This is a genomic window from Aureitalea sp. L0-47, assembly GCF_026126405.1.
Classification (GTDB): Bacteria; Bacteroidota; Bacteroidia; order Flavobacteriales; family Flavobacteriaceae; genus Pukyongia.
The window spans coordinates 42,808-56,520 of sequence record NZ_JAFMTQ010000004.1; the positions used below are offsets into that span (position 1 = coordinate 42,808).

Genomic DNA, 13,713 nt, shown 5'->3' on the forward strand with positions numbered 1-13,713 from the left:
AAACAAAGATACCAAATAAAGGGGCCATTTCCGAAGACAAAAAAAGTACTATTTTGGCACTTCAGATATAGTTTTTTCCTACTTTTGAAGTTCATTTAATAGTAAATGTCGCATACTACTGTTTCTTCTGTTTCCTTCGATTACGATCCCGGTGATCTGGACAATTCGGTATTACTTTCATTATATAAGAAAATGATGAAGCCCCGGCTTATCGAAGAGAAAATGCTAATTCTCCTTCGCCAGGGAAAGATCTCCAAATGGTTCGCGGGGATCGGACAGGAAGCCATTTCCGTGGGACTTACCGCCGTAATGGATAAAGACGAATACATTCTTCCTATGCACCGCAACCTGGGTGTTTTCACGGGTCGAGATATCCCGCTGCACAGGCTGTTTGCTCAATGGCAGGGTAAAGCCAGTGGATTTACTAAGGGAAGAGATCGCAGTTTTCACTTCGGAACCCAGGAATTCCATATCGTTGGTATGATCTCGCATTTGGGACCTCAATTTGGCGTTGCCGACGGAATTGCCCTGGGGAACCTTCTAAAAGAAAACAATAAGATCTGTGCTGTGTTTACCGGTGACGGAGGTACGAGCGAGGGTGATATCCACGAATCCCTGAATGTGGCCTCTGTTTGGAGTCTTCCGGTGCTTTTCTGTATAGAGAACAATGGCTACGGACTTTCTACACCAACTTCCGAACAATACAAATGTGAGAACCTGGCCGACAGGGCAGTGGGCTACGGTATGGAGAGTCATATAATCGACGGTAACAATATCATCGAGGTCTACACCAAACTGAAGTCCATTATCGAAAGCATGCGTGAGAATCCGCGCCCCGTTATGATTGAATTCAAAACGTTTAGGGTACGCGGACATGAAGAAGCCAGTGGTACCAAATATGTTCCCCAGGAGTTGATGGATTACTGGGATGCCCGGGACCCGATTACAAATTATGCGGAATTTCTGCGGAACAGGGGTATTCTTACTGAAGAACAGGAAGTGGCGATCAAGGAAGAAATTGTCCAGGAGATCAACGAAAATCTGGACATTGCTTTTGCCGAGTCACCGATGATCTCTTCTGAAAGTGAAGAATTAAGTGATGTATTTAAAGAATTTACATATCAAGAAGTTACGTCTTCAAGAAATACTGAAGAAGTCCGACTGGTTGACGCTATTTCGGAAGGATTACGACAATCCATGGAACGTCACGACAACCTAGTCATTCTTGGACAGGATATAGCAGAGTACGGTGGTGTATTCAAGATCACCGAAGGCTTTGTGGATCAATTTGGAAAAGAACGAGTTAGAAATACCCCCATCTGCGAATCGGCCATAGTCTCGGCATGCATGGGACTGTCTATAACCGGTTATAAGTCGGTGATGGAAATGCAATTTGCCGATTTTGTTACTTCGGGCTTTAACCCCATCGTAAACTATCTCGCAAAGACACAGTATCGCTGGAATCAGAATGCCGATGTAGTTGTGCGAATGCCCTGCGGAGCAGGTGTTGGCGCCGGACCGTTCCATAGCCAGACGAACGAAGCATGGTTTACCCATACACCAGGTTTAAAAGTGGTTTACCCTGCCTTCCCATACGATGCCAAGGGTTTACTGGCAACAGCTATTGAAGACCCGAACCCAGTTCTATTCTTCGAACACAAGGCATTATACAGAAGTGTTCGGCAGGAAGTTCCCACGGACTATTACACGCTTCCATTTGGTAAAGCAGCGCTGCTTCAGGAAGGTGAGGACGTTAGTATTATAACCTACGGTGCAGGCGTTCACTGGGCAATGAACACCCTTGACGGCATGGAAGACCTTTCGGCAGATCTGCTGGATCTTCGAACTTTGGCACCTCTCGACACCGAAGCCATCTATGAATCGGTGCGCAAAACAGGGAAGGTGATCATACTTCAGGAAGATTCTCAGTTCGGAGGGATCGCTTCAGACATTTCAGCAATGATAGCGGAGAATTGTTTCGAATATCTCGATGCACCTATTAAGCGTGTCTCAAGCCTCCAGACACCTATACCTTTTGCAGCGAACCTTGAAAATCAGTATCTCGCCAAAAGTCGGTTCAAGGAGGTTCTATCCGAATTAATGTCCTACTAAGCGATGATTATGCTAAGTAGCGTACTTACAAATAATAGATAAATTAGCCCCTTTATAACGCTAATATTTGCTAACTTTATAGGAATGTAGTTTTTCCAATAAAGCGATTAACCTTACAACAACTTAAAACCGATAAAATGAAAAAAACCATCATGTTAGCTGTCCTGGCCGCCCTGATTTTCTCTTGCGGAACACCAAAGACAGTTCAAGAATCCAGAAAAGTCATCAAGGGTTATTGGAGCCTGGATGAAATTACTTACAGTGAATCGGGAACATTTAATATCCAGCTGTTAAGCGACACTTCAAAGGAGTGTTTTGAAAACAGTAATTGGCGTTTTATCCCTAATAACAATACGGGTACTTATGAAATAACTAATGGTAATTGCCCAACGGGCACAAGGTACTTCATCTTCGATATACAGGAGATGGATCCAACTACCGGACTTTACGATTTCCTTCTGAAACCAACCGACGAGAAGAAAAAGTCTGCAGACGGCAAAGGTTTCAGGCTGCGATTGGCTAAACTAAACAATAATTCCATGCAATGGGAGCAAACGGTAAGCCTGGAAGGGCAACCTTTTACAATTTATATGAACTTTTCAAAATTGGCTGAATAATGAAAACATACCTTAAAAATTTTGCAATACTGAGCTTTATAGTGGCATTTGTAGCTAGTCTAGGAAGCTGTGAAGCCACCCAAAACATGAACAATAAACAGAAAGGCGCCGTCATAGGTGCCGCCGGTGGAGCTATCCTCGGAGCTGTTATCGGGAATAACGCTGGAAAAGGCGGGAACGGTGAAGCAGGAGCTGTTATTGGTGGTGTAGTTGGTGGCGCAGCCGGGGTTATTATCGGTGACCGCATGGATAAACAGGCCCAGAAGATCGAAGAAGAGATCCCGGGAGCTGTTGTAGAACGCGTTGACGATGGTATCGTTGTGACTTTTGATGAGAACAGTGGTGTTAATTTTGAAACCAATAAATACGACATCACGCCTGAGTCTAAGGCTACATTAGAAAAATTATCCGGCGTTCTGGTTGAATATCCGGATACCAATGTACTTGTGGTGGGACATACTGATAGTACCGGATCCGACGAATACAATATGACACTTTCGAAGAATCGGGCGTATGCGGTAACTAATTATTTTACTGCCAATAAAGGCCTGAACCCTGCTCGATTTACAACCAACTGGTATGGTGAAACCGCACCAATAGCCGATAACAATACGGTTGAAGGTAGAGCGCAGAACCGCCGCGTAAATGTTGTGATCGTACCGAATGAAAAAATGAAAAAAGAGGCTCAAAAAGAAGCCGGGGGTAATTAATTGCTCCAAAACAGGATTAGAGACTGTCTAAAAATGTAAACAATCTGTCATTCTGAATTGAATTCAGAATCTCATAAACGTGATGATGATCATCATGTAGAAACCGAATCGAGTTCGGTTTGACAGAAATAATACTTTTTAGACAGTTTCTTTTTTACGATATTCATACAGGATGAATAAAAAATACGACATCATCATAATCGGTGGAGGATTGGCAGGTCTTTCCGCCGCTTTACACCTGCAGAAACTGGGTGTGGACGTTCTTGTGATCGAAAAGCAGGCCTACCCTAAGCACAAGGTCTGTGGGGAATATGTCTCCAACGAAATACTGCCTTATCTTAATTTTCTGAACATCGATCCCATGGCCGAAGGTGCCGTAGCCATCGATCAATTTGAGATGAGTACTAAAACCGGGGAGCTGATAAAAAGTTCACTTCCACTAGGAGGTTTCGGTATTTCACGCTATGCACTTGACAAAATGATGTATGATGAAGTAATTAAGAATTCCGAAGTGATAATAGATAGTGCTACATCAATTTCCTTAAAAAACGAAATATTCACCGTCACTACCCAACGCAATGAAAAATTTAAATCCAGGTTTGTGGTGGGAGCCTTTGGAAAACGATCGCTTATCGACAAGCAGATGAATCGGAAATTCATTTCAGAACGAACTCACTGGATGGCTGTGAAAGCCCATTACAACTATGATTTCCCCGCGAATAAGGTTGCCTTACACAACTTTGAAGGAGGCTATTGCGGACTATCAAAGACAGAAAGTGGTTCGGTAAATGCCTGCTATCTCGCCACTTTACAATCGTTTCAAAAAAGTGGAGGGATCTCTGATTTTCAGAAAAACGTGATGAGCAGGAACCCAATATTGAAGGAATTCTTTTCTGAAGCCGAGATGCTTTTCGACAAACCTTTAAGTATCAGTCAGATTTCCTTTTCAAAGAAAACCGCAGTCGAGAACCATGTAATCATGCTGGGCGACAGTGCCGGACTAATTCACCCGCTTTGTGGCAATGGGATGGCGATGGCGATACATTCAGCCAAACTCTTTTCTGAATTGTTCAAAAAAATTATAATTGATGAAGAAAGTGAGAGAGCAGTTCTTGAAAAAGCCTATCAAAAGGCTTGGAAAAAAGCCTTTGCCGAGCGTATGCGCACAGGTTCGATGCTACAGCGAGTCTTACTGAATAACACTGCATCAGACTACGCCTACAGGATAATCAATCGGTTTCCCAGCATAATTCCCAGGATCATTCGTAAAACCCACGGCGAACTCGTTGCATGATCCGATTTAGCTCGAAATATCGTTCCGACCAGGAAGAGATTATGGATGACATGGATTTCGGTGGTGAGGAAATGCCCAAGCTACTGGATGACCTGAGACGTGTGAACAAATGGCTGGGAGGAAATAGCGGAGCCATTGCGGGTATAAAAAAACTAGTGAAATCTTCAGAAACAAAAAAAGAGATAAAAATTATCGACCTGGGTTGCGGAGACGGAGAAATGCTAAGGGTGTGCTCGGACGTATTGAATAGAAAGGAAGCAAGATTCACTTTTATTGGTGTCGATGGGAATCCGCACATCATTGAAGAGGCCGAAAAGCGAAGTGAGAATTACCCCAATATTGAATTCCGGACAATGGATGTGTTTTCTTCTGAAATGGACGAACTCGAGTACGATATCGCGTTGTTTAGCTTGTTTTTACACCATTTGAAAGACGGGCAGATTTCAGAATTGCTGAAAAATGTTAGTCAAAAGGCGAAAGTAGGGTTAGTAATCAACGACTTAGAACGAAGTCGGATTGCCTTTGAGCTTTTCAAAATTGTGAGTACCTTGTTTGTACGAACCCGAACAGCAAAAATTGATGGTTTGATATCTATTGCACGAGGGTTCAGAAAAAAAGAATTGATAGCAATCTCACAAGAAATCAAAGCAAATCACAGCATACGCTGGTGGTGGGCATTTCGATACCAGTGGATCATACAAAAAATATGAGTGTACGGATTACTTCGGTAGCTAAACAACTGCCTCAATATACGCGCGATATTGATGAGATCATTCCGTATGTGGAAGCCTGGCTGGAGGGGCAGGAGGAACGCTTCAAGCGCAAAGTGATCAAGATCTTTGAAGGTGCCGGTGTGGATAGAAGGTATTCTATCATGGATGCCGAAGATATTTTTCTGAATACTACTTTCGAAGAACGCAACGACATTTATTGTCGGGAGATGAAGATACTGGGGAGTCAATGCCTTAAGAAAGCCCTCGACAAAGCCAATTGGAAACCCACCGATGTGGATTATATAATCACGGTTAGCTGCACTGGTATCATGATCCCGTCTGTGGATGCTTATCTCATCAACGAACTGAAGATGCGACAGGACATCCTAAGACTTCCTGTAACAGAAATGGGTTGCGCTGCTGGAATCTCGGGAATGATCTACGCCCACAATTTCCTTAAGGCAAATCCGGGCAAGCGAGCAGCTGTGATAGCACTGGAATCGCCCATGGCTACATTTCAGCAAAACGATTTCTCAATGGTGAACATTGTGAGTTCTGCGATATTTGGCGATGGTGCAGCCTGTGTGCTGCTATCTTCTTCCGAAGAGGACAAGGGACCAAAAATCCTGGATGAAGCCATGTACCACTTTTATGATGCTACTCACATGATGGGCTTCAAACTGGTGAATACCGGACTACAAATGATACTGGATGTAACTGTCCCTGAACAGATTTCTGAACATTTCCCTGGCATCATTCATCCCTTCCTGGAGCGCAATGGCTATAGCATAGAAGATGTAGACCACCTGATCTTCCATCCGGGAGGAAAAAAGATCGTTCAGACAGTAGAGGACCTGTTCGGGAGCCTCGGGAAAAATATCGACGATACACGGGAAGTTCTTAAATTGTATGGAAATATGAGCAGTGCCACGGTGCTTTACGTACTGGAACGTTTTCTAGACAAAGATATTCCTGAAGGAGAACTGGGGCTCATGTTGAGTTTTGGACCCGGGTTTTCAGCACAACGGATTCTATTACAATTCTAAATGAGCAAACAACAACATACAGCCCTTATACTAGGAGGTAGCAGTGGCCTGGGACTCGCTTCCGCGATGAAACTGGCAAGTGAAGGTATGAATATTTGCATTGTGCATCGTACACGGAAAACTGATGTTGAAAAACTTAATGAGGCTATCGCCGAGATGCGATCACATGGAGTTTCAGTTGCTGAATTCAATAAGGATGCACTGAAAAAAGAAACCATTGACGGAGTTGTTGGATCGTTAGCTGATCACAGCATAAAAGTATTACTTCACAGTATCGCGAAGGGAAGTTTAAAACCTCTTCATGGTGATAACAGTCTCAATAAACAGGACCTGGAAATCACTCTTCACGCCATGGGTCATAGCTGGCTTGAATGGACGCAAGCCTTGTTTAAGGCCAATAAGTTTTCCGAAAATGCCCGAAATCTTGCTTTTACCAGTGAAGGCAATGCTAAGGTATGGCCGGGTTATGCTGCCGTTTCTGCAGCAAAAGCAACTCTTGAAGCTTTAATGCGCAGTATGGCGGTGGAATATGCATCCCTGGGAATGACAACCAACTGCATACAGGCCGGGGCAACGGAAACAGCTTCTTTTAAAATGATTCCGGGGAGTGAGTTACTTGCTGAAACGGCTCGCAAACGCAATCCGTTTAAACGACTCACAACTCCTGAGGACGTAGCCAATGTGGTTTACTTGTTAAGCAGGGATGAAGCTCAGTGGATCAATGGTTCGGTAATCAAAGCCGATGGAGGGGAAAGCCTGAGATGATGGATAGTAAAACCATCATATCGAAACTACCGTATTCGGATCCCTTTCTATTTGTAGATGATATTACAGAGGTAGATACGGAACACATAATTGGTCAATACACCTTCAAAACAGACGAATATTTTTACCAGGGTCATTTTAAGGGACATCCGGTCACGCCTGGGGTTATACTTACTGAATGTATGGCACAGATAGGTCTGGTATCCTTCGGAATTTATCTGTTATCCGGTGAAATTGATCAAGATGTGCGGGTTGCCTTGAGTAGTATTGAAATTGATTTTCTGAAACCGGTTTATCCCGGTGAATTGGTCACCGTACATTCGGAAAAGATCTATTTCCGATTCAATAAACTGAAGTGCAAGGTAAAAATGATAAATGCCGAAACTGAAACGGTATGCAATGGAACTATTAGTGGTATGTTAATTCCAAAGAGATCATGAAAAGAAGAGTGGTGGTAACGGGAATGGGAGTTGTTTCCCCCAACGGAATAGGGGTGACAGAATTCCTCCATGCTATTCGCGAAGGAAAGAGTGGCATCCGTCATTTCCCCGAACTTGAAGAACTCAAGTTCTCTTGTCAGATTGCCGGCCAACCCACCGTTTCCGAAGAACAAAAAAGAAAGTATTTTACAGAACTACAACTACGAAACTTCAATAGCAGCGGTATTCTTTACGGGGTAATGGCCGGAATGGAAGCACTGGAAAATGCCGGTATTCCGGTCGCTGAGAAAGAAAGTGAGCCACTTTGGGACCTGGGTATCATCTTCGGTACCGGGACCAGTGGAGTTGATAAATTCAGGGAGTCCGTCTATTTGCTGGACGCAGGAAAAGTGAAACGATTAGGAAGTACCACCGTAGTTCAAACCATGTCGAGTGGGATTAGTGCCTACCTGGGAGGAATGACCGGAGCCGGAAACCAGGTCACTACAAATTCTTCGGCTTGTGCTACAGGCACCGAAGCGGTGATCATGGGATTTGAGGCCATTGCTTCAGGGAAAGCGGAGCAGATGCTCTGCGGAAGTTGTTCCGATCACGGCCCGGTGGTATGGGGTGGTTTCGATGCTATGAAGGTACTCACCTGGAAACACAACGAAACTCCCGAATCCGGCTCCAGGCCTTTGAGTTCAACCGCTTCAGGCTTTGTTCCCGGAAGTGGGGCAGGGGCAATAGTATTGGAATCCCTTATAAGTGCTCGAGAACGAGGAGCAACCATTTACGCTGAAGTACTAGGCGGACACGTGAACAATGGAGGTCAGCGACTTGGAGGAAGTATGACAGCTCCGAATAGCACAGCTGTGCGGCGCTGCATAGTGAAGGCTCTCGAAGCTTCGGAAATAAAAGGTTCCGATATCGATTATATCAACGGCCATCTCACCGCAACAATTAAGGATCCCACGGAGATCAGGAACTGGAGCCAGGCCCTCGGAACAAAGGGAACGTCTTTTCCATATGTAAATTCCCTGAAAAGCATGATAGGACATGGTCTGGCAGCCAGTGGTAGTATGGAGATTGTGGCCGCGCTATTACAACTACATCACGGATTTGTTGCCCCCAACCTGAATTGTGAGGACCTTCATCCGGAGATTGCCGAAGTAGTTGATAGGGAGAGAATTCCTACTGAAATGATAAAGGCAGAGCTCAATACCATTGCGAAAGCCAGTTTTGGTTTTGGAGATGTCAATGCCTGTGTTATCTTTAGAAAAATTTCCGATCAATGACTTCAGAAGAGATCTACGAAAAGCTTCAGCCCATCATCGCTACTTATTTACCCGAGGACGTGTCGGCCGAGAACATCAACAAAGACGCCGACCTCACCCAGGAACTTAATATCAATTCAGCTCACCTGGTGGATGTGGTACTGGATGTTGAGGACGTTTTCGATATTGAATTGAGCAATAACGACCTGGAGTCACTTCGCACGGTAAATGATGCGATATCCATTATTTCGGATAAGCTGGACAAATCCTAGCATGAACTTCAATGTAGAATTCCCGGACCTTCAGCCTGGCAGACTCGCCATTAAATTGAGCAAAGTTGGCGAAAGAAGTGTTCGATCCGGCCATCCCTGGATATTTTCAGATAGTATTATAAAGGTCAAAAAGGATGGAAAATCGGGCGACCTTTCGATCATCTTCGGAAGCAGATCGAATGATGTGATAGGAGTAGGGCTCTACGATCCGGATTCACCCATTAGGATTAAAATGCTGCATACCGGCGGACCGGCAACCATCGATTCAGAATTCTTTCAGAAAAAAATAGAAGCCGCCTACCAAAAGCGAGCTCCTTTGTTACTAACCAATACAAACAGTTATCGAATGCTGTTTGGTGAAAATGATGGTTTACCCGGATTTATCGCTGATGTCTATGCCCATGTACTGGTCGTAAAACTATATTCCGGGATGTGGTTTCCTTACCTAGGTATGATCATTCCCAAACTCATAGAACTGAGTGGTGTTTCCACTGTGGTCCTCCGACTCAACAGAAAGCTCTCAAAAGCGGATACTTTCGGCCTGGAAGAAGGAACTGTACTATATGGTGAACTAGAGGATGAGAATGTCCATTTCGTTGAGCACGACGTAAATTTCTCGGCCAACGTGATCCATGGACATAAAACGGGTTACTTCCTGGATCACCGTCATAACCGCAAACGAGTAGGGGAGCTTTCCGAAGGAAAAACCATGCTGGATGTCTTCAGTTATGCCGGGGGATTTTCGGTGCATGCTCTTGTTGGAGGCGCTTCGGAAGTGACAAGTGTGGACATCAGTAAACAAGCCCTGGAAGTAGCAAAGTACAATTCAGGTTTGAATTCATTCGGAGGTACGCACAGAACTATTGCAGGCGATGCTTTCGAAATACTCGAGCAATTGATTTCCGAAGGAAAAACATTTGACATCGTGGTTATCGATCCGCCCAGTTTTGCGAAGAGGGCCAAAGAAGTTGCATCGGCCAAAAAGCGATACGCTGAATTGGCGCAACTGGGGTCTTCCCTGGTGGCTAAAGGAGGAATTCTCGTTCTTGCGTCCTGTTCATCACGAGTAATAGCAGAGGACTTTTTCGAGATCAATGAAAAAGTGTTCAGTAATTGCGGACGAGCATATCATTTGGAGGATACAACCTTCCATGATATTGACCATCCTATCGGTTTCCCGGAAGGTGCCTATCTCAAAACAGGCTACTACCGTTTCTAGCAAAATGTTAATTAACATTCTGCAAAGTTAAAAGTTGTACTAGGGTGATCTTACAGCCGTTGTTTTAATAACAAACCTATTTATCTACTTATGAAAACTACCATCAAAGGGATGGTCATAGCCTGTATGGTTATGTCTGTCAATTACTTTGGCTATTGCCAAACCGACCAACAATCAAATTTTTACATCGGACTTAATGCAGGGTACAACCGCGGACTGGGTTTTCAGGGTACCTTAACAGCTTCAAATCTAATAGAAAGCCTTCCCGTGGATCTCAGGATAGGAGTTGGCTACACTTTCCTGGATCCCGGAAGTTCTGCCGATGCACGACGGATCTTTATCAACAACGCCACCAATGGAGTTCCTGAAGAATCGGCTAGAGCATTCGACTATCGACTGGATATCATGGTGCCCGTATCGCTCCTCGGTCTCGAAACTTCATTTGTGCACTTCGGGCCCAGATATTCTAGTTTTAGAGCCAACTTTAAATATATAGGAGGGAATGAGGACTTTGATGTAACCAGCAGGCAGGTTGGCGCAGGCCTGGGTGCGGAAAGTCATTTTAGAATGAGCAACAAACTCAACCTTGTGGTCATTGCAGGTGTGGATTATTTTTTCGATAACACCTTAAAAGGCCACGACACATCCTATAGCCCCGATGATGATAATGTGAACCCGAGAAACGACAACCAAAACAATGATGTGGAATTCACTTATAGTGACGCAGATGATGCAATAAAACAGCCAGATATTATGCCACGCCTACTTATTGGTATCAATTACCAATTGTAATATGGTGAAGGACTAAACAAAAAGGGAAAGCAGGCTTACGGTCGTTATCCCCACTAACGCGAGGATCGTGGTTAACGGTCCAGCTTCTGAAAGTCTGCTTTTCTGTTAGTCCGACAATCTAGATTGACGTCCTCTTGGTGTTTAAAGGATTTCCTTCGCTTGAAAAGGTATACTAAAAAATTGCTCTAATTCTTAGAAATAGAGTGCTTGATGAAGGTAGTACTGCGATCACCGAAAATTGTGATCATATGATTGCGGCAGTTTAATTACTTCGGATTGATTCCTACGCCAGGTTTGGCAGTATCACTTTTCTTAGGATTAATTCCGACTCCAGGTTTGGGAGTATCCGATTTTTTCGGGTTAATTCCTACACCCGGTTTTGATTTGTCTTGCTTAGCCATGAGGTTATTTTTATCATTTAATTATTACTATATTAGTAAAAATAACCATCCCCTGCAAGTAATAATGGTGATTTACAGTTCATTAAGCAATCTGACTTCCCAGTAAAATGACATTAAAATCGTTTTTAAAAGAATGTAACGAGAAAGATGTCTTTAAAAGGCTCTCCATATACATTGTATCCTCCTGGGTGCTTATTCAGGTCCTTGCAGTTACCTGGGAACCTATAGGAATTCCTAAAAAATCGGTTACTTTTCTAATAATTGCCCTACTTGTAGGACTTCCCATTTATATATTCTATATATGGAAGTATCATTTGCAACCACTGGAAAAATTAAAAAAGGTTCGCATTAGCAAAAAGGGTGTCCCGAAAAAAAGCGGATTTCAGAAGTTGTATTTTTCAAGTCTGGGAATCATATCCATTTTATCGTTGATGGCTGTTGTTCTCATCATTCAGAATAACTTCTTTAAAAGTGTGAAACTTCCTACACAAATAGCAACCGATAAGATTGCAATCTTGGAATTTGGAAACAATACCGGAGATCCGAGAAATGATATTGTGAGTAAGATGGCCTCAGATTGGATCAGTCACGGGATCACCCAACATCAATTGGGCCAGGTAGTATCCCCGGAAGTTGTGACAGAGTATGTGGGGTTTCTTCAAACTCCTGAAGGTGATACGGACGATAAGAGTGTTTTGAATACCTATTTTAAACCAGCGAAAGTAATTACAGGAAATTATTATCTCGATGGGGATAAATTATTGTTTCAATGTTCTATAACCAATGGAGACTATAGCGAAACCTTTATTTCTTTTGAACCCATAAGTTGCGATAAAGAAAGTCCTCTGGAGTGCATTGAGACACTCAAACAAATAGTGTTAGGGTTTTTGATCACTGAGGTCACCCCTGAATTGAATTTGCAGGAAACACCCCCTAAATATGAGGCCTATCAGCATTTTATCGATGCAACTGCTATCTATTCGAACGAACCGGATTATTTAGCATTACTCAACAAGGCCATAGAAGCAGATAGTAATTACTTTGAACCTAAGGTAATGCGTGTGGCGTATTACTATAATATTGGAGAATATAAAACGGCCGATTCCTTGAGAAAATCAATAGTCCCTAATTCCATGAGCAGTACCAGGCAGATCAATTTATTGGGGTTATATGATGCACTACTGGATGGGAATAATAAAAAGATATATAACCATACCATGAAAGAATATCAAATCGCCCCTTTTGATATTACTACCAATGCAAGTGCCATGGTAGTTGGTCTTCAATATGTAAATAAACCAGAAATTATTGATTCGATCTTCAAAGCTGTACCGATGACGGGTATGGACATAGAAAACTGCACCCAGTGTCAGTATCGCTATTATGTGGAGGGTTTGGCTGAAGTGCAGCTTAAGGAATACGACAAGGCAATTAAAACACTCACTCCTATAACTGATATTATAGACGATCTATATTTAAAAAGACCGCTTATGTCCGCTCATATACGTTCCGGGGATTTCAAAGGTCTGGATAAGGTATTCACTAAGTTAAAGCTCAGCAATTCAGAAGATGAGCTCAAAAGTGCCTATTTATTCGCCGGTAAAGAAAGCATTCTCTTTGGTCATGAGGGCCGGGCCGATGAATATCTTAACAATATCATTTCATTGGAGGAGGTAGCAAATGATAAAGATTATACCGCCTTTGCATATTACTACAAGGGAGAATTTGAGAAAGCTGAAAACTTCTTAAAGCAAAAAATAAAGAATGCCCCCGATGATACGAACCTATTAACCTTGCTTGCTATATCGTATTCTAAAAACGGTAAAAATTCCGAAGCTAAAAAATTGCTGGAAAGATTAGAAAGTCTACGTGGCGATTATCAGTTTGGAAGTATTGATTATGCGCTATCCCAGTACTATGCAGCTACGGGTGAAGAGGAAAGATCCTACGAGCATCTTTTCCAGTCTGTGGCCGAAGGCAATACTTTTACCACAGGAACTTTCCAAAACGATCCGCATTTTAAGGAGTATCTTGGTACTCCTGCTTTCGAAAATATTTTGACATTTTGGCATTGAA

Annotated in this window: 14 protein-coding genes; 13 read left to right on the plus strand and 1 reads right to left on the minus strand. The window is 43.2% G+C overall.

The features are described from left to right. Window positions 1-105: 105 nt before the first annotated feature. The 12 genes from J1N09_RS05980 (at window position 106) to J1N09_RS06035 (ending at window position 11,236) form a co-directional block, all read left to right on the plus strand. Window positions 106-2,112, plus strand: a complete 2,007-nt coding sequence (locus tag J1N09_RS05980) for a dehydrogenase E1 component subunit alpha/beta (protein WP_265198912.1) — start codon at window positions 106-108, stop codon at window positions 2,110-2,112. 137 nt (window positions 2,113-2,249) lie between these two features. Next, a complete protein-coding gene (locus tag J1N09_RS05985; RefSeq protein WP_265198913.1) occupies window positions 2,250-2,729 on the plus strand; it encodes a lipocalin family protein in 480 nt (159 codons plus the stop codon). Further along, on the plus strand, window positions 2,729-3,439 hold the full coding sequence (locus J1N09_RS05990; protein ID WP_265198914.1) for an OmpA family protein: 711 nt from the start codon (window positions 2,729-2,731) through the stop codon (window positions 3,437-3,439). The genes J1N09_RS05985 and J1N09_RS05990 overlap by 1 nt, the downstream gene beginning before the upstream one ends. A gap of 172 nt (window positions 3,440-3,611) precedes the next feature. Next, complete coding sequence (locus tag J1N09_RS05995) at window positions 3,612-4,733, plus strand: NAD(P)/FAD-dependent oxidoreductase (RefSeq protein WP_265198917.1); 1,122 nt, start codon at window positions 3,612-3,614, stop codon at window positions 4,731-4,733. Continuing rightward, window positions 4,730-5,443, plus strand: coding sequence for a methyltransferase domain-containing protein (locus J1N09_RS06000; RefSeq protein ID WP_265198918.1), 714 nt, complete (start codon window positions 4,730-4,732; stop codon window positions 5,441-5,443). The genes J1N09_RS05995 and J1N09_RS06000 overlap by 4 nt, the downstream gene beginning before the upstream one ends. Further along, window positions 5,440-6,492: a type III polyketide synthase gene (locus J1N09_RS06005; protein WP_265198920.1), complete on the plus strand. Its 1,053-nt coding sequence runs from the start codon at window positions 5,440-5,442 to the stop codon at window positions 6,490-6,492. Before J1N09_RS06000 ends, J1N09_RS06005 begins: the two co-directional genes overlap by 4 nt. Beyond that, entirely contained in the window at window positions 6,493-7,257 is a 765-nt protein-coding gene (locus J1N09_RS06010) for an SDR family oxidoreductase (RefSeq protein WP_265198922.1), read from the plus strand. It begins immediately after the preceding gene. Next, window positions 7,257-7,697: a 3-hydroxyacyl-ACP dehydratase FabZ family protein gene (locus J1N09_RS06015; protein WP_265199182.1), complete on the plus strand. Its 441-nt coding sequence runs from the start codon at window positions 7,257-7,259 to the stop codon at window positions 7,695-7,697. The genes J1N09_RS06010 and J1N09_RS06015 overlap by 1 nt, the downstream gene beginning before the upstream one ends. Then, window positions 7,694-8,974: a beta-ketoacyl-[acyl-carrier-protein] synthase family protein gene (locus J1N09_RS06020; protein ID WP_265198923.1), complete on the plus strand. Its 1,281-nt coding sequence runs from the start codon at window positions 7,694-7,696 to the stop codon at window positions 8,972-8,974. Before J1N09_RS06015 ends, J1N09_RS06020 begins: the two co-directional genes overlap by 4 nt. Continuing rightward, complete coding sequence (locus J1N09_RS06025; RefSeq protein WP_265198925.1) at window positions 8,971-9,225, plus strand: phosphopantetheine-binding protein; 255 nt, start codon at window positions 8,971-8,973, stop codon at window positions 9,223-9,225. The genes J1N09_RS06020 and J1N09_RS06025 overlap by 4 nt, the downstream gene beginning before the upstream one ends. A 1-nt stretch (window position 9,226) precedes the next feature. Further along, entirely contained in the window at window positions 9,227-10,444 is a 1,218-nt protein-coding gene (locus J1N09_RS06030; protein WP_265198927.1) for a class I SAM-dependent rRNA methyltransferase, read from the plus strand. A 90-nt stretch (window positions 10,445-10,534) separates the two neighbouring features. Continuing rightward, complete coding sequence (locus J1N09_RS06035) at window positions 10,535-11,236, plus strand: hypothetical protein (RefSeq protein ID WP_265198929.1); 702 nt, start codon at window positions 10,535-10,537, stop codon at window positions 11,234-11,236. Between the two features lie 266 nt (window positions 11,237-11,502). On the opposite strand, the gene J1N09_RS06040 is transcribed toward J1N09_RS06035, so the two are convergent. Further along, entirely contained in the window at window positions 11,503-11,637 is a 135-nt protein-coding gene (locus J1N09_RS06040) for a hypothetical protein (RefSeq protein ID WP_265198930.1), read from the minus strand. 107 nt (window positions 11,638-11,744) lie between these two features. On the opposite strand from J1N09_RS06040, the gene J1N09_RS06045 reads away from it, so the two are divergent. Further along, the gene (locus J1N09_RS06045) at window positions 11,745-13,712 is read left to right on the plus strand and encodes a tetratricopeptide repeat protein (protein WP_265198931.1); all 1,968 of its coding nucleotides are present in this window, start codon (window positions 11,745-11,747) and stop codon (window positions 13,710-13,712) included. Window position 13,713: the final 1 nt, after the last annotated feature.

Excerpts from the sequence above, each read along its gene's own strand:
- J1N09_RS05980 (WP_265198912.1), top strand. The coding sequence starts at position 106 with ATGTCGCATACTACTGTTTCTTCTGTTTCCTTCGATTACGATCCCGGT.
- J1N09_RS05985 (WP_265198913.1), top strand. The coding sequence starts at position 2,250 with ATGAAAAAAACCATCATGTTAGCTGTCCTGGCCGCCCTGATTTTCTCT.
- J1N09_RS05990 (WP_265198914.1), top strand. The coding sequence starts at position 2,729 with ATGAAAACATACCTTAAAAATTTTGCAATACTGAGCTTTATAGTGGCA.
- J1N09_RS05995 (WP_265198917.1), top strand. The coding sequence starts at position 3,612 with ATGAATAAAAAATACGACATCATCATAATCGGTGGAGGATTGGCAGGT.
- J1N09_RS06000 (WP_265198918.1), top strand. The coding sequence starts at position 4,730 with ATGATCCGATTTAGCTCGAAATATCGTTCCGACCAGGAAGAGATTATG.
- J1N09_RS06005 (WP_265198920.1), top strand. The coding sequence starts at position 5,440 with ATGAGTGTACGGATTACTTCGGTAGCTAAACAACTGCCTCAATATACG.
- J1N09_RS06010 (WP_265198922.1), top strand. The coding sequence starts at position 6,493 with ATGAGCAAACAACAACATACAGCCCTTATACTAGGAGGTAGCAGTGGC.
- J1N09_RS06015 (WP_265199182.1), top strand. The coding sequence starts at position 7,257 with ATGGATAGTAAAACCATCATATCGAAACTACCGTATTCGGATCCCTTT.
- J1N09_RS06020 (WP_265198923.1), top strand. The coding sequence starts at position 7,694 with ATGAAAAGAAGAGTGGTGGTAACGGGAATGGGAGTTGTTTCCCCCAAC.
- J1N09_RS06025 (WP_265198925.1), top strand. The coding sequence starts at position 8,971 with ATGACTTCAGAAGAGATCTACGAAAAGCTTCAGCCCATCATCGCTACT.
- J1N09_RS06030 (WP_265198927.1), top strand. The coding sequence starts at position 9,227 with ATGAACTTCAATGTAGAATTCCCGGACCTTCAGCCTGGCAGACTCGCC.
- J1N09_RS06035 (WP_265198929.1), top strand. The coding sequence starts at position 10,535 with ATGAAAACTACCATCAAAGGGATGGTCATAGCCTGTATGGTTATGTCT.
- J1N09_RS06040 (WP_265198930.1), bottom strand. The coding sequence starts at position 11,637 with ATGGCTAAGCAAGACAAATCAAAACCGGGTGTAGGAATTAACCCGAAA.
- J1N09_RS06045 (WP_265198931.1), top strand. The coding sequence starts at position 11,745 with ATGACATTAAAATCGTTTTTAAAAGAATGTAACGAGAAAGATGTCTTT.